This window comes from Paenibacillus sp. KACC 21273 (assembly GCF_028736095.1).
Lineage (GTDB): Bacteria > Bacillota > Bacilli > Paenibacillales > Paenibacillaceae > Saccharibacillus > Saccharibacillus kyungheensis.
Genome location: NZ_CP117876.1, coordinates 5,302,256 through 5,328,874, shown reverse-complemented (window position 1 = coordinate 5,328,874; position 26,619 = coordinate 5,302,256). Strand labels below are relative to the sequence as shown.

General features: G+C 41.1%; 24 protein-coding genes and 1 riboswitch. Of the genes, 23 read left to right on the top strand and 1 reads right to left on the bottom strand.

The features are described from left to right. Positions 1–37 precede the first annotated feature (37 nt). The 10 genes from PQ460_RS23375 (at position 38) to PQ460_RS23330 (ending at position 9,961) form a co-directional block, all read left to right on the top strand. Complete coding sequence (locus PQ460_RS23375) at positions 38–805, top strand: TatD family hydrolase (protein WP_273614314.1); 768 nt, start codon at positions 38–40, stop codon at positions 803–805. 195 nt (positions 806–1,000) lie between these two features. Beyond that, positions 1,001–1,224, top strand: a riboswitch (cyclic di-AMP (ydaO/yuaA leader). Positions 1,225–1,547: 323 nt separating this feature from the next. Continuing rightward, on the top strand, positions 1,548–2,666 hold the full coding sequence (locus PQ460_RS23370) for a resuscitation-promoting factor (protein ID WP_373462010.1): 1,119 nt from the start codon (positions 1,548–1,550) through the stop codon (positions 2,664–2,666). 197 nt (positions 2,667–2,863) lie between these two features. Further along, complete coding sequence (gene rnmV, locus PQ460_RS23365; RefSeq protein WP_273614315.1) at positions 2,864–3,412, top strand: ribonuclease M5; 549 nt, start codon at positions 2,864–2,866, stop codon at positions 3,410–3,412. A 1-nt stretch (position 3,413) separates the two neighbouring features. After that, a complete protein-coding gene (gene rsmA / locus PQ460_RS23360) occupies positions 3,414–4,298 on the top strand; it encodes a 16S rRNA (adenine(1518)-N(6)/adenine(1519)-N(6))-dimethyltransferase RsmA (protein ID WP_204827295.1) in 885 nt (294 codons plus the stop codon). Between the two features lie 106 nt (positions 4,299–4,404). Then, positions 4,405–4,680: a biofilm formation stimulator Veg gene (veg, locus tag PQ460_RS23355; protein ID WP_069326066.1), complete on the top strand. Its 276-nt coding sequence runs from the start codon at positions 4,405–4,407 to the stop codon at positions 4,678–4,680. Positions 4,681–4,900: 220 nt separating this feature from the next. Further along, positions 4,901–5,755: a 4-(cytidine 5'-diphospho)-2-C-methyl-D-erythritol kinase gene (gene ispE / locus PQ460_RS23350; RefSeq protein ID WP_273614316.1), complete on the top strand. Its 855-nt coding sequence runs from the start codon at positions 4,901–4,903 to the stop codon at positions 5,753–5,755. A 170-nt stretch (positions 5,756–5,925) separates the two neighbouring features. After that, positions 5,926–6,762 (top strand): pur operon repressor, encoded by an 837-nt coding sequence (gene purR, locus PQ460_RS23345; protein ID WP_204827297.1) that lies wholly within the window; start codon positions 5,926–5,928, stop codon positions 6,760–6,762. A gap of 195 nt (positions 6,763–6,957) precedes the next feature. Further along, positions 6,958–7,245: a septation regulator SpoVG gene (gene spoVG, locus PQ460_RS23340; protein WP_204827298.1), complete on the top strand. Its 288-nt coding sequence runs from the start codon at positions 6,958–6,960 to the stop codon at positions 7,243–7,245. 177 nt (positions 7,246–7,422) lie between these two features. After that, positions 7,423–8,808 carry a bifunctional UDP-N-acetylglucosamine diphosphorylase/glucosamine-1-phosphate N-acetyltransferase GlmU gene (glmU, locus tag PQ460_RS23335; protein WP_274173001.1) on the top strand — a complete coding sequence of 462 codons (1,386 nt, stop codon included), beginning with the start codon at positions 7,423–7,425 and terminating at the stop codon, positions 8,806–8,808. 199 nt (positions 8,809–9,007) lie between these two features. Beyond that, positions 9,008–9,961 carry a ribose-phosphate diphosphokinase gene (locus tag PQ460_RS23330; RefSeq protein ID WP_069326070.1) on the top strand — a complete coding sequence of 318 codons (954 nt, stop codon included), beginning with the start codon at positions 9,008–9,010 and terminating at the stop codon, positions 9,959–9,961. Positions 9,962–10,025: 64 nt separating this feature from the next. Here PQ460_RS23330 and PQ460_RS23325 read toward each other — a convergent pair whose 3' ends face one another. Beyond that, positions 10,026–10,226, bottom strand: coding sequence for a hypothetical protein (locus tag PQ460_RS23325; protein ID WP_069326071.1), 201 nt, complete (start codon positions 10,224–10,226; stop codon positions 10,026–10,028). 181 nt (positions 10,227–10,407) lie between these two features. On the opposite strand from PQ460_RS23325, the gene pth reads away from it, so the two are divergent. The 13 genes from pth (at position 10,408) to ftsH (ending at position 26,457) form a co-directional block, all read left to right on the top strand. After that, positions 10,408–10,968 (top strand): aminoacyl-tRNA hydrolase, encoded by a 561-nt coding sequence (gene pth, locus PQ460_RS23320; protein WP_273614317.1) that lies wholly within the window; start codon positions 10,408–10,410, stop codon positions 10,966–10,968. 185 nt (positions 10,969–11,153) lie between these two features. After that, a complete protein-coding gene (gene mfd, locus PQ460_RS23315) occupies positions 11,154–14,678 on the top strand; it encodes a transcription-repair coupling factor (RefSeq protein ID WP_274171325.1) in 3,525 nt (1,174 codons plus the stop codon). Continuing rightward, the gene (locus tag PQ460_RS23310) at positions 14,665–15,789 is read left to right on the top strand and encodes a peptidylprolyl isomerase (protein WP_274171324.1); all 1,125 of its coding nucleotides are present in this window, start codon (positions 14,665–14,667) and stop codon (positions 15,787–15,789) included. The genes mfd and PQ460_RS23310 overlap by 14 nt, the downstream gene beginning before the upstream one ends. 140 nt (positions 15,790–15,929) lie before the next feature. Continuing rightward, positions 15,930–17,564, top strand: a complete 1,635-nt coding sequence (locus tag PQ460_RS23305) for a putative polysaccharide biosynthesis protein (RefSeq protein WP_274171323.1) — start codon at positions 15,930–15,932, stop codon at positions 17,562–17,564. A 39-nt stretch (positions 17,565–17,603) separates the two neighbouring features. Beyond that, positions 17,604–19,091: a bifunctional methyltransferase/pyrophosphohydrolase YabN gene (mazG, locus tag PQ460_RS23300; RefSeq protein WP_274171322.1), complete on the top strand. Its 1,488-nt coding sequence runs from the start codon at positions 17,604–17,606 to the stop codon at positions 19,089–19,091. Between the two features lie 254 nt (positions 19,092–19,345). Next, a complete protein-coding gene (locus PQ460_RS23295; protein WP_204827305.1) occupies positions 19,346–19,618 on the top strand; it encodes an HU family DNA-binding protein in 273 nt (90 codons plus the stop codon). Next, on the top strand, positions 19,618–19,902 hold the full coding sequence (locus PQ460_RS23290) for an RNA-binding S4 domain-containing protein (RefSeq protein WP_274171321.1): 285 nt from the start codon (positions 19,618–19,620) through the stop codon (positions 19,900–19,902). Before PQ460_RS23295 ends, PQ460_RS23290 begins: the two co-directional genes overlap by 1 nt. Before the next feature lie 199 nt (positions 19,903–20,101). Then, positions 20,102–20,461, top strand: a complete 360-nt coding sequence (locus PQ460_RS23285) for an FtsB family cell division protein (protein ID WP_273614324.1) — start codon at positions 20,102–20,104, stop codon at positions 20,459–20,461. Positions 20,462–20,599: 138 nt separating this feature from the next. Beyond that, positions 20,600–21,127 (top strand): S1 domain-containing RNA-binding protein, encoded by a 528-nt coding sequence (locus PQ460_RS23280; protein WP_204827308.1) that lies wholly within the window; start codon positions 20,600–20,602, stop codon positions 21,125–21,127. 121 nt (positions 21,128–21,248) lie between these two features. Next, positions 21,249–22,199 (top strand): protein kinase domain-containing protein, encoded by a 951-nt coding sequence (locus PQ460_RS23275; RefSeq protein ID WP_274171320.1) that lies wholly within the window; start codon positions 21,249–21,251, stop codon positions 22,197–22,199. Between the two features lie 29 nt (positions 22,200–22,228). After that, positions 22,229–23,671 (top strand): tRNA lysidine(34) synthetase TilS, encoded by a 1,443-nt coding sequence (gene tilS / locus PQ460_RS23270; RefSeq protein WP_274171319.1) that lies wholly within the window; start codon positions 22,229–22,231, stop codon positions 23,669–23,671. Between the two features lie 48 nt (positions 23,672–23,719). Continuing rightward, positions 23,720–24,259, top strand: a complete 540-nt coding sequence (gene hpt, locus PQ460_RS23265) for a hypoxanthine phosphoribosyltransferase (protein WP_273614327.1) — start codon at positions 23,720–23,722, stop codon at positions 24,257–24,259. A gap of 143 nt (positions 24,260–24,402) precedes the next feature. Then, positions 24,403–26,457: an ATP-dependent zinc metalloprotease FtsH gene (gene ftsH / locus PQ460_RS23260; protein WP_273614328.1), complete on the top strand. Its 2,055-nt coding sequence runs from the start codon at positions 24,403–24,405 to the stop codon at positions 26,455–26,457. Positions 26,458–26,619: the final 162 nt, after the last annotated feature.

The window sequence follows — 26,619 nt, the reverse complement described above, 5'->3', positions numbered from 1 at the left end:
AAAAGTGTGTAAAACAGAGAAGGAGCGAGGAAAATATATGTTATTTGATACACATACTCACTTGGATTCGATTGAATTTGCCGATGATCGTAAAGAAGTCATTGAACGTGCTTATGCACAGGGTGTAACACGTATGATCAATGTTGGCTTCAACCGCGAAACGATTCCAACCACAATGGAATTGGTAGAAAGTTACGAATTTATATATGCAGCGATAGGTTGGCATCCTGTAGATGCGATTCATATGCAACCTGGTGATCTCGAATGGATCGAATCGTTATGCAAACATGAGAAAGTAGTTGCTATCGGTGAGATTGGTCTTGATTATCACTGGGATACTTCTCCAAAAGAAGTGCAACACAAAGTATTACGTGAACAAATTGGTCTGGCACGCTCCATTCATATGCCGATTGTGATTCATAATCGTGATGCACACGAAGATATTGTAAAGATTTTACGTGAAGAAAATGCACATGAAGTCGGAGGAGTGATGCACTCTTTTTCAGGTAGCTGGGAAACAGCCAAAATGTGTCTTGATATGGGCTTCCATTTATCGTTTGGAGGACCGATTACATTCAAAAATGCGAAGCAACCTAAAGAGGTGTTACAAAAGGTTCCGATGGACCGTCTTTTACTTGAAACAGATTCCCCATTTTTGACACCACATCCTTATCGTGGAAAACGAAATGAGTCCGGTTATGTGACACTTGTAGCAGAAGCGGCAGCGGCGCTAAAAGGGGTATCACTGGAAGAAATTAGTACAATTACAACTAAAAATGCACTGGAACGATTTGGCATTCGATGAAAAACAGAGTAAATCACGCAAAAAACATCGTTAAACGGATATATGAATAAATTATCATCAAAAAATCGAAGAATATGACAACTTTTTAACCATTTATTCAGAAAAACGTGCTTGCTCGTCGCTTTACATGAGGGTTGGGTTCGGGATATTATTTCATCAGTGATTTAATCTTGCTGTTATCACGCAAGATTCCATGATTCGGTCTCGCTGAGTTTCCTGCATAGGAAAACGGGGGAACCAACATATGTCTTCAAGCCATTATTATCAGAATACCGAAGTCATTATGTATGATTCCTTTTACAGGGTCTATGGGGTGAATTGGAGGTACTCGCGCCATGAGCGGAGGAGCCTTCAAAGGGCAAGCAATACAATGTGTCCGAATCCGACAGCTAACCCCGTAAGCGATGCAGAGGCAACCTCGTATTTTCTAACGTTTTCCGAACTGTATTCAAATACGTCGGGAGCCAAGGAAAAGTTGCTCTTGCTCTTTTCCAGAGGCTTCTTTTGTTTTGGGCAAAAGGAAAAGGTATAGAGATACGATATTTGAAGCTTGATCTTTCAGATATTAGGTATGTCCCTTAGACTGACCATGGCGCAGGCATTTTTGAACATCACGAAAGATTATCACACAGATTCGATAATCTTATGCTTACGATCAGCCTGTGAAAATTCTGTTATATAGTCGCGTCATATACAATTACGTCACAGCTAGACGGCGAGACTATGAAGGAGGACGGAAGAAGTGGCAATTGCTCCTTTCGAAAAAACCCATGGTTCGCGCTCATCCAGCATGTCTTATGCGCTGAGTTGGAAGCAACAAAATCTACGCTATGTATTGTGGGCTGCATTATTGGTTATCGCTCTTGCAGCGATGCTATTGTCCCTACTTTATAATCAAGCGGGTAAAAATATTTCTGTTGTCATTGACGGCAAAGCACAAACCGTGGAAACACGTAAATTGATGCTTTCTCAACTGCTTGATGAAAATCAAATTAAAGTGGCACCACAAGATAAAGTGTCAATGCCGATGAATGGCGCACTTCAAGATGGCGATAAAGTTTATATTAACCATGCGGTTGCAGTAAACATTACGGCAGATGGTGGCACGAAGAAAATCTATACCACCTCTAAGACAGTTGGTAACACATTGGAGCAAGCTGGATTAACATTGTCAGGTCAAGATCAACTTACACCAGCAATGGAATCTTCAGTTCATGACAATATGGATATCAAGATTGTTCGCACCAAATCGTTTGTAGCGAAAAAAGTTGTAAAGATTCCTTATCAAACTGTTAAAAAAACCGATGCTTCTATGGTTGAAGGTAAAACAAAGTTAGTACAAAGTGGTCAAACAGGTAAAGTGGTTCAATACATCGAGAAAGTATACGAAGATGGAGAATTCGTCTCCAAACGTATGGTTGATAAAAAAACAACCGCAAAAGTGCAAGATAAGATTGTAGCAATAGGTACCAAAAAAGAAGAGCCTAAGCTTCTTGCAGCTGCATCATCTAGTGGAGGTTCCAGTAATAGTACTTCCAAAGCAGGTGTAGATTTTTCTTATGCGAAAGTACTGAACAATGTATCTCTTACTGCTTATTCGTCTCAAGAACCTGGTCTAGGTACAGTGACTGCTTCTGGAGCACGTGTAACAGAAGGTCGTACGATTGCAGTCGATACGAGTGTCATTCCTATGGGATGGTGGGTATACATTGAAGGCATTGGCTTCCGCCGTGCTGAAGATACCGGTAGTGCTATTAACGGTAATAAAATCGACGTATATATAGACAGCTTGAGCCAAGCGAGAGCATTTGGACGTAAATCCGGTTACACTGTATATGTAATTGGTCCGGTTAAACCCTAGTCAGGGTGTTGATTGGGATAACGCCATTGCTTAAGCCCAGTCATCTGTTATATGATATAAATAATATTAACCATGAGCGTGAATAAGGAAAACAAAAAGAAGAGGAATATTCCTCTTCTTTTTGTTCTGTTAAGATCAATTTATAGTGAATAGATAGAGGTCATTATTTACAGAGTGAAGGGAAGCGTACAATCAACGTGATTAAAGAAGTGATTGTGGTGGAAGGTAGAGACGATACAGTAGCGATTAAACGAGCTGTAGACGCGGATACGATCGAAACCGGTGGTTCAGCGATTGGAGCTCATGTTATTCGTCGGGTGAAGTTAGCTCAAGAACGCCGCGGTGTGATCATATTAACAGATCCTGATTTTGCTGGTGAACGGATACGTAAGATCGTCGCGCAGAAAGTACCTGGTTGTAAACATGCTTTTATTCCTGAAAGCGAAGCTACGCTCAAAGGTGATATCGGTGTTGAGAATGCTTCGCCTGAAGCGATTCGTGAAGCACTTGCACGTGTACACTCGGAAATGCCAGAAGCAGAGATTTTGATCGATTGGGAAGACTTGATCATGACAGGACTGGTAATGCAGCCAGATGCAGCAGAGCGAAGAATGAAAATGGGCAACTTGTTAGGGATAGGGTATGGCAACGGAAAACAGTTCCATAAGCGTTTGCGCATTTTTGGAATAAGCCGTGAAGAATTTGCAGCAGCACTTTCACAAATGGAAGCGGAGGAAGAACAATAATATGGATGAAAGACTAGATATAGCGACACCCAAACGCACTAAAGAAATTATAAATAAGTATGGATTTTCATTTAAAAAAAGTCTGGGTCAGAACTTTTTGATCGATTCGAATATTTTGAACAAAATTGTAGAAGCTGCCGAGTTAACACCTGAAAATGGAGCTTTAGAGATTGGACCGGGGATAGGCGCATTGACCGAACGATTAGCACAAGAAGCGGGTGCAGTGACAGCGGTTGAGATTGACCGTCGCTTAATTCCAATTTTGAAAGAAGTGCTAGAACCTTATCCACATGCTAAAGTACGTCATGATGATGTGCTTAAAGTCGACTTGCATCAATTGTTTCGCGAAGATTTTAGTGAAGTCGAAAAAGTCAGTGTAGTTGCTAACTTACCGTACTATGTCACGACACCGATCGTTATGAAGCTGTTGGAAGAACGCCTTCCGTTGGATAATATTGTAGTGATGATCCAAAAAGAAGTCGCTCAGCGCATGGCAGCGCCTCCTGGAGGCAAAGACTACGGAAGTCTAAGTATTGCTGTGCAATATTATTGCGTGCCTGAATTGATCTGTATTGTGCCTAAAACAGTATTTATCCCACAGCCTAATGTAGAGTCTGCTGTGATTCGCTTAAAATTGCGTGATCGTCCGGCAGTAGAAGTCGAAGATGAAGCTTACTTTTTTGAATTGATGCAATCTTGTTTTGTACAACGTCGTAAAACGATTGCCAATAACTTGCGTAGTCGCTACTTTGAAGGTGGAGACCGTACGCAATTAGAACAGCTTTTGGCAGAAGCAGGAATTGAACCTTCTAGACGCGGAGAAACACTTAGTTTGCAAGAATATGCGACTTTGAGCAGTGTATTTTTGAAAGCAGGTATCCGCTAAAAAAATTCGTTGACAAGATAAATTTAATACTGCTATAATTTAATGTTCATTTGACAAACCATCTTTTCTTTGATATAATAAGGAGGGAAAGAGGTGGTTGTAGTCAATGGCTAACAATGCGCTTTTGGAAATCAAACGTAGTCTTGATGCTCATGTAGGGCACAAAATTACGTTACGTGCTAATGGTGGTCGTAAGAAGACCATCGAACGAACCGGAGTTTTGGAAGAGACCTACCCTTCTGTTTTTATTGTCAAGCTCGCTGAAGAGCATCAGACATTTGAACGTGTGTCTTACAGCTATGCCGATATATTAACAGATTCTGTGGAAGTCACCGTCTGTGATGACGATTGTCAGACACGAATCGAATATGTTGGGAATTGAATAACTGTTTTATCATAAGACAGTCTTTATCTCCTTTCGGGGTAGAGACTGTTTTGTTTTGTGACTACATTTTATAGATATGAACGGAACCCGATACCCATATTAATAGACTTTATACTTCATTTTTTTTATAATATGGATTATTCGCAATGATAAGCACAGAAACCCGTACGCAGCGTATCAAATCGTTCGGATGGAATGTTGAGGGTGGAGGAACAGCATGAAGATATATGAAAAAGCACCAGCGAAGATTAACCTGATGCTGGATGTGTTACATAAACGACCGGATGGTTATCATGAGGTCGAGATGATTATGACGATGGTCGATTTAGCAGATCGGCTGACACTCACTGAATTGTCTCGAGATACGATCCAAATTTCCAGTCAAGCCGGATATATTCCTTTGGATGAGAAAAATCTTGCTTTTCAAGCTGCTCAAAAAATCAAAGCAAAATATAATATCAAACAGGGCGTACATATTCATATCGATAAGCAGATTCCAGTTGCTGCAGGTCTAGCTGGAGGTAGTAGTGATGCTGCCGCAGCGCTTAGAGGATTGAATCGTCTCTGGAACCTCCAGATTCCTCACGACGACATGATGGAGCTAGGTGCTTCTATCGGTTCTGATGTGCCATTCTGTATTACAGGCGGTACAGCGTTAGCAACAGGACGTGGAGAGCTTTTAACCCCACTTACCAGTCCACCGGATTGCTGGGTCGTTCTCGCGAAGCCACCGATCAATGTATCGACTGCTGATGTATACGGACGTTTCCGCGCTGATAAAGTAGCCAAACACCCTTCTGCTATCGAAATGCAGAAAGCGTTAGAAAATAAATCATTTGATGAGATCTGTGATCAGCTTGGCAATGTGCTTGAAGATGTGACACTGACTCACTATCCGCAAGTACAGCAGTTGAAGCAGGCGATGATCCAGCTTGGAGCTGATGGCGTATTAATGTCAGGCAGCGGCCCTACGGTATTTGGATTGATTTCAAAAGAATCTAAAGTAGCTCGTGTCTACAACGGGTTAAGAGGATTTTGTAAAGAAGTATATGCTGTACGAATACTAACTTAACTGATTTCAAATCGCAGTCTTTTTTACTCGATATGGTGCTCGATGATAAGCCATAAGAGAAAAAGATTGCGATTTTCTTTTACAAACACGTACAAAAATGTTATATTCACTTTAATTATTCGGGTTTAGGGTATAAAATGTCAATATTTTGTAGATAGCGAGGCGTTACGGTGAAAAAATTAAAGAGAAGCGCGCGGTTAGTGGAGTTAACTCAATATTTAACTTCGCGACCACATACGCTAATTCCATTAACCACTTTCGCTGATCGATACGGAGCGGCCAAATCATCGATTAGTGAGGATCTGACCATTATCAAAGAAGTTTTTGAAGAAGATGGCACAGGAGAGTTGTTGACACTTGCAGGAGCAGCAGGTGGAGTGAAGTATATTCCGAAGCTTGCCAAAGAAAAAGCATTTTCTTTTATGGAAGAATTATGCGGTCAATTGGGACAACCTGATCGTCTGCTTCCAGGTAATTATATTTATATGTCTGATTTGCTAGGGCAACCTGCTATTTTGAATGAAGTGGGTAAGATTTTTGCTTCTGCATTTGCAGATACGCCGATCGATGTGATTATGACGGTAGAAACAAAAGGGATTCCGCTAGCTCATGCTACAGGTACGCAATTGAATTTGCCAGTGGTATTAGTAAGACGTGATCATCAGATGACAGAAGGATCAGCAGTAAGTATTAACTATGTATCCGGTTCTCATAAGAGCTTGCACACGATGACGTTGTCGCGTCGCGCGCTAAAAGAAAAATCTCGCGTATTGATTATTGATGATTTTATGAAAGCTGGCGGTACGATTCAAGGAATGGTTGATCTTTTGGGAGAGTTCAATGCAACGGTTGCGGGTGTAGGGGTACTATTGGAATCAGGTTCTGTCGACACGGATGATCGTTTGTGGGCAGATTATGTGTCACTTGCGAAAGTAACTGATATCGATCCTAAAAACAAAAAAATTACGGTACAACCTGGCAACTACTTTGAAAATGATTCTAATTAAGCTTTTTTGCCAATGATTTTCATTTTAGTAATGAGAACGAATATCATTAAAATCATGTGAAATCGGTAGAAATCGAGCCTAAAAATAAATAAAATAAAAAAATACACAATTATTTTGGAGAAAAAAGAAGGAATTTGGCTTCTATGTGTGGAATTACACAATCTAAGTCTTTATAGACAAAGGTGGTGAACACATATGGAAATAACGGATGTAAGACTCCGCCGAGTGAATTCCGAAGGCCGAATGAAAGCAATCGCATCCATCACAATTGATAGCGAATTTGTCGTTCATGACATTCGTGTAATTGATGGTAACAATGGAATGTTTGTTGCAATGCCAAGCAAACGGACACCGGATGGTGAGTTTCGCGACATAGCGCATCCTATTTCTTCTGGAACTCGCGAGAAGATTCAGTTAGCTGTATTGGCTGAGTACGAACGTGCAGGAGTGGAAGAAGAAGAAGTGATCGAAGAAGGTGCTTAACGTTTACTTATTGGGGTTTGAAAGAAAAGGGAGCCACAGGGAGCTACATTGTGGCTCCCTTTTCTTTTTGTCTGGAATAAGATATATTCATTAAGGAGTTTTAACAACATATCTAATAAAAAATGATGTAAATATATGAGTTTTACAAGGAGGTCTGTAGTGTTGGATTCGAAAAGAATGGCAATTATACTTGCAGCAGGTAAAGGCAAACGCATGAAATCCAAATTGTACAAAGTACTCCATCCGGTATGCGGTAAGCCGATGGTCGGTCATGTACTAGATGCTGTACAACAAGTACAGTGTGAACGAAGTGTCGTTATTGTAGGGCATGGCGCTGAAGCAGTACAAGCTTATTTGGGAGATCGTGCTGAATATGCACTACAAAGTGAGCAATTAGGAACAGGTCATGCGATTCAACAAGCTGAATCATTGCTTGGTACCGAACAAGGAACGACAATCATTATTTGCGGAGATACACCGCTTGTTACTCCTGAAACGTTAGAAAACATTATTGCTAACCATGAAAGTCAGGGAGCAGCAGTAACTATTTTAACAGCTTCGATGATAGATCCGACAGGATACGGTCGTATTATTCGTGGAGCAGATGGTAGTGTACAGAAGATTGTTGAGCAAAAAGAAGGTACACCTGAAGAATTAGCTGTTCAAGAAATCAATACAGGTACGTATTGTTTTGATAACAGTAAATTGTTCCAGGCGCTTTCTCAGATTACTAACGATAATGCACAACAGGAATATTATTTGACTGATTGCATCAAAATTTTGCGTGAACAAGGCGAAATGGTAGCTGCCTACGAAACATTTGATCTAGCAGAATCGATCGGTGTTAATGATCGTCTAGCATTGTCTGAAGCAGAAGGTTTTATGCGTGCACGTCTTGCCAAAAAACATATGCTAAACGGTGTAACGATTATCGATCCGTCCGCTACTTATATTGGAGCAGATGTTGTGATCGGTTCCGATACTGTACTTTATCCAGGAACGATTCTAAATGGTCATACTGTTATCGGTGAAGATTGTATAATTGGCCCGAATACAGAGATAGAAGATTCAACTATTGGAAATGGTTCAACTGTACGTCAATCGATTCTTTCTGGAGCAGAAGTAGGGGCTGAAGGTAATATCGGTCCATTCGCATACTTGCGCCCGGGTACAAAGTTAAGCGATCAAGTGAAAGTCGGCGACTTTGTAGAACTCAAAAATGTAACAGTAGGCCAAGGTTCCAAAATTCCTCATCTAAGCTATGTAGGGGATGCTGTTGTAGGTTCAGGCGTTAATATTGGTTGTGGAGCCATTACAGCTAACTATGATGGACTTAACAAATCAATCACTGAAATTGGTGATAATGTATTTATTGGTAGTAATTCTAACTTGATTGCTCCTGTACGTGTAGGTGATGGTGCGTATGTGGTAGCTGGTTCTACGATTACACAAGATGTAGAAGCAAACGATATGGCTATCGCTCGTCAACGTCAAGAAAACAAATCAGGATATGCTGAGAAAATTCGTGCAAAAGCGAAAGCAATTCATGAAAAAAAGAAATAATTAACAGTTATAGCAGAAAATAATGCGCTAGAACTAAAATTATTATCTATTCTTACCAACAAAATGCCACTATTCGCTAAAGAATTATTATATAATATGAAATATATAATGCTTGTTGTATGATTTGACGGATCTAAAGAGAAATGAACGCCGAGTTGATAAGCATTCCAATGAACCACCACGGAGGGTTTTAACCATTATGACTTATTGTGATTCTAAATTAAAAATTTTCACTTGTAATTCTAACCCTAAGTTGGCGGGACAGATTGCTGACTATATTGGTATTCCTATGGGTGAATCTCGTACGACTGGATTTAGTGACGGAGAGATTCAGGTGAAGTTGTCTGAAAGTGTTCGTGGTTGCCATGTCTATGTAATCCAATCTACTTGTGCACCTGTCAATGATAATCTGATGGAACTGCTAGTTATGGTAGATGCATTAAAACGTGCTTCTGCTAAAAGTATTAATGTGGTTATTCCATATTATGGCTATGCACGTCAAGACCGTAAAGCACGTTCACGTGATCCAATTACAGCTAAATTGGTAGCGAATCTGATTGAAAAAGCAGGCGCTCATCGCGTTATCGCTATGGATTTACATGCTATGCAGATTCAAGGATTCTTCGATATTCCTGTAGATCATCTACTTGGAGTGCCTATTTTGGCTCAATATTTCCGTTCCAAAAAAATTGAAAATCCTGTTGTCGTTTCTCCTGACCACGGTGGTGTAGTGCGCGCGCGTAAGCTTGCTGATCTACTAAGTGCTCCGCTTGCAATTATTGATAAGCGTCGCCCTGAACCGAATGTGAGTGAAGTGATGAACATTATCGGTAATATCGAAGGTAAAACAGCCATTTTGGTTGATGATATTATTGATACAGCGGGTACAATCGTTTTGGGTGCAAATGCTTTGATCGAAGGTGGAGTAAAAGAAGTGTATGCTTGTTGTACACATCCAGTATTGTCTGGTCCAGCTATGGATCGTCTGGAAAATTCGCCGCTTAAAGAAGTGATTGTAACAGATACAATTCCAATCACGCATCCTAATCCTACAAGTAAATTAAAAGTATTGTCGGTAGCACCTCTTATGGGCGAAGCGATTATTCGTGTTCATGAAGAGCTATCGATCAGTAAACTATTTGAAATTGAATAAGCGTTGATGTAATAAAAGGGTTACTTGCCCCATATGAGGCGAGTAACCCTTATCGGCGTATCTATTAATACCCGGGTCTTGAAAGAAACACATGACGTTGCCGATGATACAATACACGATTCACCTCGATAAACTGGTGATCATACGCCGTAATCATTCCGATATCGACAGGAATATCACGACGATAAATCTGCACAGGCACTTCCTGCTTAAAATGATCATAAAAATGACGGTTTTTCAGCAATTGCTGCCCAAAGGTGTACATGCTGAATCCCCCTCTCTATACTGGTTAGTCGTGAAGTTGATCATTTGCAGATAAGTATCAAAAGTATGATACGTATTCAATAATTTGATTTTAGCAAAAAATGTTAGTGACTGCACGATAATATAGCAACCTTTACATTTTGGATGATTGTATATTTTCAAAGAAAAGAGGATATGTACCAATGAAATGGATTGTAGGTTTGGGCAATCCCGGATCTGAGTATGCCAAAACCCGTCATAATGTTGGTTTTATGGCATTGGATCGCTTAGCAGATCGTCACGGGATTGCTATTAATCAAGCTAAAAGTAAATCACTGATCGGTGAAGGACATATTGATGGGGTCAAAGTCGTTTTAATTAAACCTATGACCTATATGAATTTGTCGGGCGAAGCGATCAGAGGATATATGGATTATTATAAAGTACCGCTGGAAGATCTTATTGTCGTCTATGATGATATGGATACCGAAACAGGCAAGATTCGTCTGCGTTATCAAGGTAGTGCAGGCGGACATAATGGGATTAAGTCGATTATTCAACATACAGGTACACAGACATTTAATCGTATTCGTATGGGAATTTCAAGACCAGCACCTGGATATGCAATTGTCGATTATGTACTTTCTCCTTTTGCCAAAAAAGAAAAAGAATTGCTAGACGAAATGATCGAAAATGCTTGTAATGCGATGGAATATAGCTTAAAACATACCTTTGAGCAGACGATGGCTAAATTTAATGGTTGATGCTATAATAAGCCTTAATTCATAAGCAATTACAGACATTGACAACTGTCCCAAATTCATAAGTACCGCCTTTGATGCTGATCTGTAACACAGGTTAGATAAGAAGGCGGTTGTTTGTAGGCAAATCGAGATGAATCCGATTTGTCGTTTTACCGTTTTTACCTAAGGATAAGTGAGGTGCCGTTTTGTTAGAAACTCTGATACAAGCATTTGCCAAAGACAAGGATTTTGGTTCTGTTACATCTGGTATTGTGTCCGGGATGAAAGAACAACTCATCTCCGGTTTATCCGGTTCTTCACGCCAGATCATGATGGCTAGTCTGTTCACAGAAGTCCAAAGACCATTATTGGTCGTCACTCATAATATGTTTGCTGCTCATAAGCTTGCTGAAGATTTACAGGAAGCGCTAACACCTGAGCAGGTTTTGTTATATCCAGCTAATGAATTGGTAGCCGCAGAATCAGCAATATCAAGCCCTGAGACATTAGCACAACGCATTGATGTATTGATGAAATGTGCTGCTGGATTCAGAGGCGTTGTTGTTGTGCCTTTTTCCGGTATTCGGCGCTTTGTGCCTGCTCCAGAATCATTAGCAGGTGCTGAAATTGAATTACAAGAAGGCGGTACACTGATTCTAGATACGTTTTTAACCCGTATGATTGAACTTGGCTATGAACGCGTAGAACGTGTAGAATCACGCGGTGAAATGAGTGTACGTGGTGGGATTATTGACTTTTATCCTGCAACAGCAAGTTTGGCGTATCGAATTGAATTATTTGATGAAGATATCGATTCGATTCGTACTTTCGATCCTGATGATCAGCGTTCTATCGATAAAGTGAAATCTATCACGATTACACCTTGCCGCGAAATTATTGCAGACCGTAATCGTATGAATCAAGCCGCAGATCAGGCTTCAGCTCGCCTTGAAATGCAAATCGAAAAAATGACAGATCGTCAGGCAAAAATTCGTCTGCGCGAAGAAATTGGTCGCGAGATTGAATTGATGCGTCAACATATCTATTTCCCGGAAATCTATAAATATATTAGCTTGCTCTATCCAGAGCAGGTCACTTTGTATAATTACATGCCCGAAGATACGATTCTGATTATGGAAGAACCTGCACGATTGCTCGAAACAGCCAAGCAATTAGAGCGGGATGAATCAGAATGGAATATGCATTTATTGCAAAACGGCAAAAACTTGCCTTCACTTGAACTTGCTGGAGATACAGATGATATTATGTATCGCAGTGGCTTCCAGACGATCTGGACATCGATCTTTTTACGTCAGGTTCCACATGTGCTTCCAGGCAATATCGTTAATTTTGTCAGTCGTACGATGCAGGATTTCCATGGGCAAATGAACGTGCTCAAGTCTGAGATGGAACGCTGGAAAAAAGCAGGGATTCAAGTATTGATGGTCGCTAATGGTGAAGAACGGATGGAGCGTGTGCGCCGGGTTCTTGACGATTACGATATCGAGACTCCTATTATGATTGATGGCAGTCTGCAAACAGGATTTGAATTACCATCGATTAATTTGGCGGTTATTACCGAAGGCGAAATGTTCTCCAAAAAGCAACGTAAAGTACGCAAAGTTAGCAAAAATGTAGATAATGCAGAACGGATTCGTAGTTATACCGAGCTTAAAGTAGGCGACTATGTTGTTCACCAAAATCATGGTATCGGTAAATATATGGGAATCGGTACACTTGAAGTCGCTGGTATTCACAAAGATTACATGCATATTATGTATGCAGGTGGCGATAAGCTGTCTGTACCGATCGAACAGATCGATCTGATCCAGAAGTATGTAGGCTCTGAAGAAAAAGAACCTAAAGTCTACAAGCTTGGTGGTAATGAGTGGACTAGAGTGAAAAGTAAAGTTCGTTCTTCTGTTCAAGATATTGCAGATGATCTCATCAAATTATATGCAGAGCGTCAAGAAGCTTCTGGATATGGATTTGAAAAAGATACGGCGGAACAGCAAGAGTTCGAAGATATTTTCCCTTATGATGAGACTCGTGATCAATTACGTGCGATTGATGAAATCAAAAAAGATATGGAAAAAACGCGTCCGATGGATCGTTTGCTTTGCGGTGATGTCGGATACGGGAAAACAGAAGTGGCTATTCGTGCAGCATTTAAGTCTGCTATTGAAGGCAAGCAAGTGGCTATTCTGGTACCGACTACGATTTTGGCACAACAGCATTATGAGACATTCCGAGAGCGGTTTGCCGAATATCCTTTTAATATTAGTGTATTGAGTCGATTCCGTACGCGTAAAGAGCAGAATGATACGATTAAAGGCATCAAGCAAGGTACAGTCGATATTGTGATTGGTACTCATCGTCTGTTGTCTCAAGATATTATTTTTAAAGACCTCGGTCTATTGATTGTCGATGAAGAACAACGATTCGGTGTATCACATAAAGAAAAGTTAAAACGTCTCAAAACCAATGTAGACGTTCTGACGCTGACAGCGACGCCAATTCCGCGTACGCTTCATATGTCGATGCTAGGTGTGCGTGACCTCTCTGTTATTGAGACGCCACCAGAGAATCGTTTCCCTGTTCAGACTTATGTGGTTGAACATAGTTATACATTGGTTCGTGAAGCTGTAGAGCGCGAATTGATTCGCGGTGGTCAGATTTATTACCTTTACAACAAAGTTCAAGGGATTCACGAAATGGCAGCTCAAATCTCTGAACTGGTTCCAGATGCAAGAGTCGCTGTCGGGCACGGTCAAATGTCTGAACAAGAATTGGAAAAAACAATTCTTGATTTCTTAGATGGCGAATTCGATGTACTCGTAAGTACCAGTATTATTGAGACAGGCGTAGATATTCCAAACGTGAATACGCTTATTGTACATGACGCTGATAAAATGGGGCTTTCTCAGTTGTATCAGTTGCGTGGACGGGTTGGACGTTCGAACCGAATCGCGTATGCTTATTTTACGTACCAACGGGATAAAGTCTTAACTGAAGTAGCAGAGAAACGTCTGCAATCGATTAAAGAATTCACAGAACTGGGTTCAGGCTTCAAAATTGCGATGCGTGATCTATCGATTCGTGGAGCAGGTAATCTTCTAGGGGCTGAACAATCAGGCTTTATCGCTTCGGTCGGGTTCGACCTGTATTCACAAATGCTAGCTGAAGAAATTCAGAAACGTAAAGTGACAATGCTAGGCGAAGAAGATACCAAAGCGAACGATTGGAATACTGTTATTGATCTGTCTATTGACGCGTATCTACCAGCTGATTATATTTATGACAGTATCCAAAAAATAGAAATTTACAAAAAAGTTGCTGTATTATCTGCTTTTGATGATATTAGCGAGCTTGAAGATGAACTGTTAGATCGTTTTGGCGAATTGCCTGAAGCGGTATTACAGTTGTTACAAGTGGCAAGACTCAAGCTGTACGGCAAACGCTACGGTATCGAAAATATTTCGCGCCGCGGAGACGATGTGTTGCTGAAGTTCCATACAGGGCAAGAAAAAGCGTTCAATTTGAGCAAACTGTCCCAAGTTGGCAATCGCTTCGAAAGACGTGTACAATTTAATCAGGGTTCCAATATGGTTATTCAAGTCAAAGGTAAAGGACTAACGGATGGCGAGCTGCTTGAACTGCTTTGCCAATTCCTCGAGGCTATCATGGAATCATTCAAACTAAAGGGGGAACTACAGGATGTGGCCAATTAAAAAAGCTGCGCGGAAAACGACGATGTTAGCAGTAGTTGCTATTCTGTGCATCAGTCTGTTAGCAGCTTGTAACAAAGGAACAACCGCGGAAACAAAGAATGATGAAACGAAAGATACAAGTCCGGTGGTTGCCGAGTATAAAGGCGGTACAATCACTGAAAATGAATTTAATCATGAAGTAAGTATGATGAAATTCTTCTCTCCTCAATATGCTCAAATGTTTGATATGGACGAATATAAAGAAATTTTGCTAGAGCAAGAGATAGCTTACAAATCTCTTGATGACAGTGCAAGCGAAGCAGCAAAAACTGCCGGTGCTAAACAAGGTGAAGAACAACTAGCTCAATTCAAAACAAGTGTAGATCCTGAACAACTTGCTACTATGCTCAAAGAAGCTAATTTGACAGAGCAAGATGTTAAAGACTATATGACACGTGTATTGACTGCTTCTGAAGTAATGAAAGAAAAAGTTACGGATGCAGATGTAGAGAAATACTACAATGACAACAAAAAAGATTACACAACAGCTTCTGTACGTCACGTATTGATCGGACTACAAACTGCTGATGGTAAAACTCGTACAGATGCTCAAGCATTGAAAATAGCTAAAGAAGTGAAAGCTAAATTAGATGGCGGAGCAGACTTTGCAACAATCGCTAAAAAATATTCTGATGATGCAGGTTCTAAAGACAAAGGTGGTCTTTACGAAAATGAGAAAGTCGGAAATTGGGTTGAAGGCTTCAAAAATGCAGTATTGGAACAAAAAATCGGTGTGATCGGTGATCCAGTGAAAACAGATTACGGTTACCATGTTATTAAAGTAGAAGCTCGTACAGAAAAAGCATTTGCTGATCTAACAGCTGAAGAAAAAGAAACAATCAAATCTCAAATTGCTTCTCAAAAATTCAGTGAATATATGTCTAAAGAAGTACCAGGTATGATTACGAAGAAAAATCTACCTAAATCTGAAACAGCTCCAGCTGCTACAGCGCCGACAGAAGGTACAACGGCTCCAACAGCACCAGCTACAGAGGGAACAACAGCTCCAACAACAACTGCACCTGCAACAGAAGGTTCTTCTACAGAAGCACCAGCAGAGAGCAGTAAATAATATTTGATGACTGATTGGCTTCTATAGCAAAAAGTAGATTGAATGGGTAAAACAAATAGCGCGGAGTCTCCGCGCTATTTTTGTGTAATTTATTCCGAAAAAAAGAATGCCACTACTGGCTAGAAAGGAGCACCGTGCATATGAAAGAATCCTCTCCATCTTCGCGTATGCTTAAAGGAGCATTTATATTAGCATTGGCAGCTGTGTTATCTAAATTAATCGGTACGATCCAAAAAATACCGTTGCAGAATATCGGAGGAGATGGAGTATTCGGTATTTATAATGCGGTGTATCCTTTTTATACGCTAGTTCTGCTTGTCGCTACCGCTGGATTTCCAGCAGCTGTTTCCAAATTTGTAGCTGAACGGATTGCAGCTGGTAATGAAGAAGGAGCAAGGCGTGTTTTAACAATCTCATCTGTGATGCTGATTGTTCTAGGCGTAGTAGGCGGCATTCTGATGTACATAGGAGCACCTTTACTGGCAGACTGGATCGATAATCGTCATACGGAAGCCGCTATACGTAGTTCAGCGCTAGCTTTGCCGCTAGTGCCGATTATGGCGGGGTTAAGAGGATATTTTCAGGGAATGCATAATATGATCCCTACAGCCGTCTCTCAGGTCGCTGAGCAGACGATTCGTGTAGCTGCGATGGTTATTTTACTGCTGATGTTAGACCGCAATGGAGCCGCAGACGATTGGATTGCGGCGGGTGCTACATTTGGTTCTGCCGCAGGTGGAGCTGCTGGTTTATTGGTGATGTTGATCTACTGGTGGATTTATCGTCAAAAATCAGCGGTGAGGTTATCGCCATCTTCGATACCAAATAGTGTTCATGAGCCTGTACTTCCTTTGCTCAAAGCATTATCACTCTATGCACTACCGATCTGCTTGGGATCATTATCGGCGCCTTTAATTAGTCTGGTAGATACATTTACAGTTCCACGTCTATTAAAAGGAATTGGCTGGAGTGAAGCAGAGGCTATGGTACAATTCGGGATATACAATCGAGGAATGCCATTAGTACAGTTGATGTCGATGTTAGCTACATCCTTATCTGTATTGTTTATTCCTGCACTGGCAGATGCCAGAGTACGTGACCGCATGGATCTGGTGCAATCACAGAGTCGACAGGCATTAAGCTGGTTTTGGTTGCTTGGGCTTGCCGCTTCAGCTGGTGTAGCGGTACTAGCCGTTCCACTAGATATTATGTTGTATCAAGACGATGCAGGTAGTGAAGCGATGCGCTGGTTAGCTTTTACAGGCGTAGGAGCTACTGTGTCGATCGTAACAGCAGCGTTATTACAAGGAATGGGTTCTGTCAAAGCTCCAGCAGTACATTTGTTACTTGCCACTGTCGTCAAAGCAGTGCTTAATATTGTACTGGTTCCTTATTTCGGTATTACAGGTGCTGCATTTGCGGGCATTATTGGTTATGCGGTAGCTGCTGTTTTAAATACATGGTTATTGATACGATTAACCCGTCTACAAGTGACATGGAAGCAAGATTTGTTCAAGCCTTTATTTTTGGTTATGGTAATGTCTGGCGCTGTTATTGCATGGATGTTCGGGGCTGAATATGTATTCGATCGCTGGGGACTGGATGGACGTATTCAAGCGTCTCTGATCACATTAGGCGGAGTAGTTATCGGTGCAATTGTATTTGCAGGTGGTATATTCCAATTGAAAATTATGACTACCGCAGAGATTATTGCTTTGCCGAAAATAGGTAAGAAATTAGCTAAATTACTGCAAAAATTCAAATTAATTTCATAACAACATACAGTTGATATACCAATGGTTAGGAGGACAAATATGAGTGCACAAATTACAATAGTAGGACTCGGTTCAGGAGATGTAGATCAATTAACAGTCGGTATTTTTCGTAAATTGGAACAAGCTGAAAAGCTATTTGTTCGTACCAAAGATCATCCAGCATTAGAAGCTTTAGAAGCTGATTTTGTAACATTTGATGAGGTATATGAATCGAAAAATTCATTTCCAGAAGTGTATGCAGAGATTGCTAATCGATTGTTACAAGCAGCAGTGGAAGGGCTAGATACAGAAGAAATTATCTATGCTGTACCCGGTCATCCGATGGTCGCTGAGAAAACAGTTCAGATTTTGCGTGAACAAGGACAAGCACTGAATATCACTGTAAATGTACTAGGTGGGGAAAGCTTTTTGGATGAAGCATTTACCCGTCTAGGATTTGATCCTATCGAAGGGTTTCAGTTGCTCGATGCGGCTCAGCTTAATGCTCAATTGCTTCAACCTCAGCTTCATACCGTAATTGGGCAAGTCTATGATACGTTTACAGCTTCCGATGTGAAATTAAGCTTGATGGAGCTGTATCCAGATGATTTTGAAGTGATCGTGTGTCATTATCTAGGAGTGCAAGGCAAAGAAATCATCGAACGCACACCTGTATACGAATTAGATCGTACTGAAAATTATGGCAATTTATCGCTGATCTATGTACCTCGTACAGAAGATGAACAGATTCGTAATCGTACATTTGCTCGTCTGCATGAGATTGTAGGAATTTTGCGTAGTCCGGGTGGATGTCCGTGGGATCAAGAGCAGACACACCAATCGCTTCGTCAGAATTTTATCGAAGAAACGTATGAAGTGTTAGAAACGATAGACGATGATGATCCAGAACATATGCAAGAAGAATTGGGCGATGTATTGTTGCAAATTATGCTACATGCTCAAATCGAAGAAGAAACAGGAGCTTTTACAGTCTATGATGTGATTGAAAGTCTGAATCAAAAGCTGATCTTCCGTCATCCGCATGTATTTGGTGATCGCGAAGCCAATGACGCACAGACTGCTCTCCAAAATTGGGATGCTATGAAAGCCGAAGAGAAAAAACTTAAAGGTACGTTAGATGCTACAGCTTCTCTTTTAGACGGTGTTCCACGGGACCTGCCTGCACTACTGACAGCTTACAAAATTCAGAAAAAAGCAGCAAAAGTAGGCTTTGATTGGGAAAACATCGAAGGCGCTTTTGCCAAAATGGATGAAGAATTGCTAGAGCTGAAAGAAGCTGTACGTGAAGGTCATGATGCATTGGATCAGCAATTGGAGTTAGGCGATGTGCTTTTCTGTGCAGTCAATATTGCTCGCTTTATCAATGCCGATCCTGAGCAATCGCTAGCACTGGTTAATCGCAAATTCAAACACAGATTTCAATATATTGAACAGGCATTACACACGCAGGGTAAAGATATTCTATCTATGTCTTTGGTAGAACTCGATCAGCTATGGGATGAAGCCAAATTACAAAATAAACAGTAATTCAATTATTTCGAAAAAAATAAGCAGAGCATACGTTCTTATGTTATGATCTTTCTAGCAGCGTTGAAGCACACGCTTACGGTATGCTATGATGCTTATGGCACCAATTACTCCAGTAAACATAGAGGAATTTGGGATGTCATGAAGAATGTAATATACTGTAGGCAAGCAACTTTGCGTAAACATATTGTGCATCAATCGACAATCTGAATAACGCAGCTATATTTCTTTGAATATTTGGGAGGCTTTGAATAATGAATAAAACAGACTTGATTAACAACATTTCCACAAGCAGCGGATTGACAAAAAGAGACGTTGAAACAGTATTGAACGGTTTCCTTGGTGAAATCACAGATGCATTAACAAAAGGCGATAAAGTTCAATTGATCGGTTTTGGTACGTTTGAAACTCGCAAACGTGCAGCTCGTACCGGACGCAACCCGCAAACAGGTGAAGAAATCAACATTGCGGAATCCAATGTTCCTGCATTCAAAGCAGGTAACAAGCTTAAAGAAGCGGTAAACTAATGCGTCTGGACAAATTCCTGAAAGTATCGAGACTGATCAAGCGCCGTACTGTGGCAAAAGATGTGTCCGAGCAGGGACGAGTCCTGTTGAATGGACGTGAAGCCAAGCCTAGTGCTACGCTTAAAGTCGGTGACGAGATTACCGTTCAGTTTGGACAAAAGCTAGTCACTGTACAAGTAGAACGTTTGGCGGATAGTACGCGCAAAGAAGAAGCAGCAACGATGTATACATTGCTCAAAGAAGAGCCTATCGTAAGACAGGATGATATTTTTTCTAGAGATTAATGTTGGTGAATATCCAATCATACACGGGTTGCTTGTTATTGAAAAAGGTTGTCTTCACGTCTGCGGACTTGAAGACAGCCTTTTTTGTTTTTTCTTTTAATTTGTCGACAAAGTGTTACAAATCGTTATTTTGTGGTAATGTTAATTAAAATGTAATGTTAGCGATATAATGACGACAGACCATCAAGGAGGCAACCCAATGAACTCAAAACCTACGCCGATTCGAAGCGGTAACTACAAAACAAATAATCAGTCATCTCAGGGAAACAATGGGGCGCGCAGACGGCTACGGATTTGGATGCTTTTCATGGTGTTATTCCTAGGCTGGGCGATGTATACGTTCATTATGCAATCTATACATTTAGCGGAGAAAAAAGAAGAACTGACTCAGCATCAAGTTCAGAAGCAACAAGCAGATGCAGCATTTGCTCAATCGCAAAGTGAAGTGAAGCGATTGGAAGACCCGGAATATATCGGACAAGTCGCTCGTAAGCAATATGGTATGTATTTACCAGGCGAAACACCGATTTGGGCAACAGAGGCAACAGACAGTAAATGAATAATGAAGTGAAATAAGTCGTAAAACTGAGTATTAGTGAGTTGACCTTATTTTCGGCTTCCGTTATAATTTAATCAACGCAGATTGTAATCCGTAAGGGATTTTACTGTATATTTTAAGGGAGGATTATTTTACTCTATGGCAATTGAAGTGGGCACCAAGTTAGAAGGCAAAGTGACAGGAATAACACACTTTGGAGCATTTGTAGATTTGTCGGGAGGTGTCACTGGTCTTGTTCACATCTCGGAAATTGCCGACAACTATGTAAAAGACGTTAATGACCATCTTAAAATGGGCGACGTCGTTACTGTTAAAGTCATCAATGTAGACAAAGACGGTAAAATCGGACTTTCGATCAAACAAGCAGTTGACAAACCAGCAGAACCAGCACCATCTTCTAGACCACCTCGTCCAGAGCGTAGCTTTGAGCAACGCAACAGCGGTGGCGGCGGTAGAGATGGCGGAGAGCGTTCTGGAGGCGGCGGCGGATTTAATCGCGGCGGTGGCGGTGATCGTGGAGGTCGTTCTTTCAACAAGCCAGCAGTTGGCAAGCCTTCGTTTGATGATAAATTGACACGCTTCATGAAAGATAGTGAGGAACGCATTTCTTCACTCAAAAAAAATACGGAATCCAAGCGTGGAGGCCGTGGTGCCAAGCGTAGTTAATCCTTACCTTGCATATAGAACATATCAATAATGACCGTAGGTGCCCTGGCATCTGCGGTTTTTTTGCTATAGGTATGGTACACTAAATCTAGACTGCCCTCAGAGGAGAAGGAGAAGCCCGGTGTCAATATCAACTAATTCGGAATTGCCGCCAGGTACTATGATTAGCGGAAGAACTAGAGGACAACAGTATATGGTGCAACGCGTACTGGGCAACGGAACCAATGGAACCGTTTATTTAGTGTCTGCTATAGTGAACGGCAATCTGTACGCTTTGAAAATGGGCACTTACAATCGTACGTTACAATCCGAGATCAAACTTCTTTTTTCTTTACATAAGCATTGGAAAGAAACAGGAAAAAATCAGGTGAATCGTTATCTGTATGATGCGGATGATTATGAAGAAGACGGATTAATTATTCCTTTTTATGTGATGAAATATGTAAAAGGTCAGACATTAACTAACTTCCTTCGCGCAAAAGGCAGTGAAAATCTCGGTAAAGCAGGCTTAGGTGTGCTTGATATTTTACGTGAATTGCATGAAGCCAATTGGGTATTTGGTGACTTAAAAGCCGAGCACGTCATTATTACAGACGAAGGACAGGTAGAACTTATCGATTATGGTGGGGCGATACAAGCAGGACGAAGTTTGCATCAATTTACAGAATGGTATGATCGCAAATTCTGGAAAGCAGGCAATCGCACAGGGGATTACGCGTATGATCTATTTGCTTTTGCTGTGATGTGTATCAAGTTATTTAACGAGCCGGGATTACAACAAATCATAGCTACTCAATTGCCACAAATACGAAGTGTTGCTGATCTTGTGTCGCTGATCGATCGGACACCTGGATTGACATTATATGCAGATTGGTTAAAACGCGCTTTGCGTGGAGAATTTAAAAGTACCGGCGAAGCTTATCATATGTGGAAAGCAGTCGGTGGCTCACGCTTTTTGGGTAGTAAATCCACTGATGGTGATCCGGTGACCCGACGTTTAAAAAATGCGTTTATCTGGTCTATTATCATTTTGAGTATTGCGTTATTTATTGCTTTATTTTTTAAAAAGTAAAAAACGATCAAGAAACGGAGAGAGTGACGATGAGTGGACAGACATGGCAATCGTTGCTAGAGCATGTCAGAACACTTGTACATGAACAGAAGCTCTGGTCTAGAGGCGATACGATAGTTGTCGCTGTTTCAGGCGGCCCTGATTCTGTGGTGCTACTTCATGTTTTACATGCTTTATCCGATGAATATCAGTGGACGCTCATCTGTGCTCACCTGAATCATGGATTTCGACCCGAAGAGTCTGCTCAAGAAGCGCAGGTGGTTCAGCAGATTGCTTCTAATCTAGGGATTGCTTTTGAGTTGGAGGAAGTGAGTACTCCTGCGTATATAGAGCAAACCGGTCAAGGGCCACAAGAAGCAGCCCGTACATTACGATATGATTTTTTGCATCGAATCGCTACCAAATGGTCAGCACATTCTATCGCACTGGCTCATCATTTGGATGATCAAGCGGAGACGGTATTGATGCGAATATTGCGCGGAGCAGGGGCAGAAGGATTAAGCGGAATAAAAATGCGAAGAACTGAAAAAAATGTGGAACTTATACGTCCGTTCTTACGTATATACAAGACGACCTTGATTCATGCCTGTGAAGAATGCCATTTTGGGTATATTACAGATAGCAGTAATCTTCACCGCAAGTATACGCGTAACCGTATTCGATTGGATGTTTTACCATTTTTAGAGCAATTTAATGAGCAGCTTGTACCTTCTCTGGGAAGGCTTGCTGAAATTGTCGGAACTGAAAATGATTATATTCAAGAGGAAACAGGGACGTTATACGCGGAATTGGTTAAAGAAGAAGAAGGATCGTTTTCATTTGAAGTTGCTTCTTTCGTCGAAGTGCATGTCGCTTTACAACGGAGGTTGATTAAACTAATATTGAGTTATCTGTCACCATCTTACGAACAATTTGATTTTTCCAAAATTGAGATGGTTCGGGGGCAGATTATGCAAAGTGACCTCACGACTTGGAGTCTGGATATTGGAGATAAAGTTATTTGTCGCCGCGAGTATCAGCATATCCAGTTGACACGAGGTACACCAAAGCTTTATGAACCATATTGTATTCCGATTTTGCGTACTGATGAAGTGATATCTATTCCTTTTGCCAAAGAGCAATTAGATATCCGATTATTACCATGGAGTAGGAATGATTCAGATCAGATGGAACTTTCTTTGGAAGAAGCATGGTTTGATGCGGATTTACTGACTTTTCCGCTTTGTTTGCGTTCTCGCCGTCCAGGTGATGTGTTCAAACTGAACGAAAAAGGCGGTACCAAGAAAGTTAAAAATCTTTTTATCGATGAGAAAATACCATTATCTCAGCGTAATACTTTGCCTTTAGTGGCTGATGTGCACGGTCAAGTGCTATGGATTCCAGGAATTCGACGTTCGGGATCAGCCTTGATACACCCGGGTACTTCTTGTGTAGTACATATGAGGCGAATAAAAACTGAAGAAAATGTTTGATTATCGTCGATTCGGCTTGATAAGTATAATGTAGGAGGTTCAACCAAGTTGCGCAATGACATTGAAGAAGTACTCATCAGTGAAGAAGAGATTCAACAGAAGATTTTAGAACTTGGCAATAAGCTAAGTGAAGATTACAAGGGTCGCAACCCGCTTGTGATTTGTGTATTAAAAGGTGCTTTTGTATTTATGGCGGATCTGGTTAAGCGGATCGATGTACCGCTTGAGATTGATTTTATGGCGGTATCCAGTTATGGAGCATCTACCAAATCATCCGGTGTTGTCAAAATCATTAAAGATCTAGACGTTTCTGTAGAAGGTCGAGACGTACTGATTGTAGAAGACATTATTGACAGTGGACTCACGCTTAGTTACCTTATGGAGGTATTGCGCGGTCGTAGTGCTAGTAGCGTACGTGTAGTTACTCTTTTCGATAAGCCAGCAGGCAGAACGGTCGACTTAGAAGCAGATTATACCGGGTTTGTTATTCCGGATGCTTTTATCGTTGGATACGGTCTAGACTATGCTGAGAAATACCGGAATCTACCCTACATTGGGATTTTAAAGCCGGCAATTTATTCAAACTAATTACCTATGCTCTGATAACAGGCATATCCAAGTGTCGATATATTGTCCGACACCGTAATATCTGTTATTTGACTTCGAGCTCTATTGAGAACGTAAGTCTTGCTATGGTAAAATAATTTAAGTGTCTCGAGAGGAGGTAGGGGATGAATCGGTTCATCCGGAATTCGGGTTTCTATTTAATTCTTTTTTTAGTCGTGGTGGGCATTGTTCGTTACGTTAGTGACGGAAGTGAAGCTACCGATAATCCAAGATATGATCAGCTTAAAGCAGCACTTGCTGCTGGTAATGTCTCCTCTGTTACGGTTCAGTTTGATAACTATGCCTATTTGGTTACAGGTGAATACAAAAATAAACCAGCAGATGCTAAATCTAATGCGTTTTCTTCTTACATCCCTGCCACTGATGCGGCGATCAACGAGATCGAAACAGCTAGTGACAATGGGGGTACACAAGTAACCATCAAGCCGATGGAAGGCGACAGTATTTGGTTGTCATTTATCACTTCGATGATACCGCTTGTGATCATGTTTATTCTATTCTTCTTCCTTTTCAATCAAGCTCAGGGTGGCGGCGGCAAAGTGATGAACTTTGGTAAGAGTCGTGCTCGCTTGTATAACGAAGAGAAGAAAAAAATTACATTTGAGGATGTAGCAGGGGCTGACGAAGAGAAACAAGAACTCGTCGAAGTTGTTGATTTCCTTAAAGATCCACGTAAGTTTAACGCAGTTGGAGCTCGTATTCCTAAAGGTGTACTTCTTGTAGGTCCTCCGGGTACAGGTAAAACATTGCTTGCTCGTGCAGTAGCAGGAGAAGCAGGCGTTCCGTTCTTCAGCATTTCCGGTTCTGATTTCGTGGAAATGTTTGTCGGTGTCGGTGCGTCGCGTGTACGTGATTTGTTTGAAAATGCGAAGAAAAATGCACCATGTATTATTTTCATTGATGAGATTGATGCAGTCGGTCGTCAACGGGGCGCAGGTCTTGGTGGCGGTCATGACGAACGTGAACAAACGTTGAACCAACTCCTTGTTGAAATGGATGGTTTTGGAGCGAACGAAGGTATTATTATCGTAGCTGCAACTAACCGTCCGGATATTTTGGACCCTGCATTGTTACGTCCAGGTCGTTTTGACCGTCAAATTACGGTTGATCGTCCAGACGTGAAAGGTCGCGAAGCAGTACTGAAAGTTCACTCACGTAACAAACCACTTACGTCTAACGTAAGATTGGATACAATTGCGAAACGTACAACAGGTTTTACAGGTGCAGATCTGGAGAACTTGATGAACGAAGCAGCATTGCTTGCTGCACGTCGTAATCGTCGTGATATTTCGATGACTGAGGTTGATGAAGCGATTGACCGTATCATCGTAGGTACAGAAAAACGTAGTCGTGTTATTAGTGATCGTGAAAAACGCATCGTTGCTTATCATGAAGCGGGTCATACGATTGTCGGTTATTTCTTGGAGCATGCGGATATGGTACACAAAGTAACAATCGTACCGCGTGGACGTGCTGGCGGGTATGTTATTATGCTTCCTAAAGAAGACCGTATGCTTGTAACGAAACAAGAATTGTTGGATAAAGTTACTGGATTGCTTGGTGGACGTGTTGCTGAAGAATTATTTATCGGCGAGATTGGTACTGGAGCATATAGTGATTTCCAACAAGCAACAAGTATCGTACGTAGCATGATCGTTGAATATGGTATGAGTGAGAAGCTTGGACCGATGCAATTCGGTACTGCTCAAGGTCAAGTATTCTTGGGTCGTGATATCGGACACGAGCAAAACTATAGTGATAAAATCGCTTATGAGATCGATCAAGAAATGCACCGTTTTATTACGGAATCTTACGAACGTTGTCGCGAATTATTGCAAAAACATTCAAGAGAAATGCATTTGATCGCTCAAACATTGCTTGAAGTAGAAACATTGGATCTAGAACAAATCAAAGAATTGATTGAAACTGGATCTTTAAGTGATACAAATGGTGATGGTAACACAAGCGGTTCAGGGGAAACACCAGAAGGTGGCGAACCTACTGTAGATACAATCGGCGGTTCTTTAAGTTTGGAAAAAGACAACACTCCATCTACACCTGGATTAGGTAAAGACGGAGATATTCCGAACAGCCCTACCAATGGTCCTGGCGAAGATCGTGGACCAAATGGAACAGGTGGAAGCACACCTACTTCTTAATCAATACGACAGATGCAACAAATATCAAAGCCCGAAGATCATAATGATCTTCGGGCTTTTTTGTGTGTCATGAAATCCCTGCTCTAATTCACTGATTGACAAGTGACTATAGGATTGTGTACATTATTGGTTGAACATTGATCACAAATTAGACACAACTTA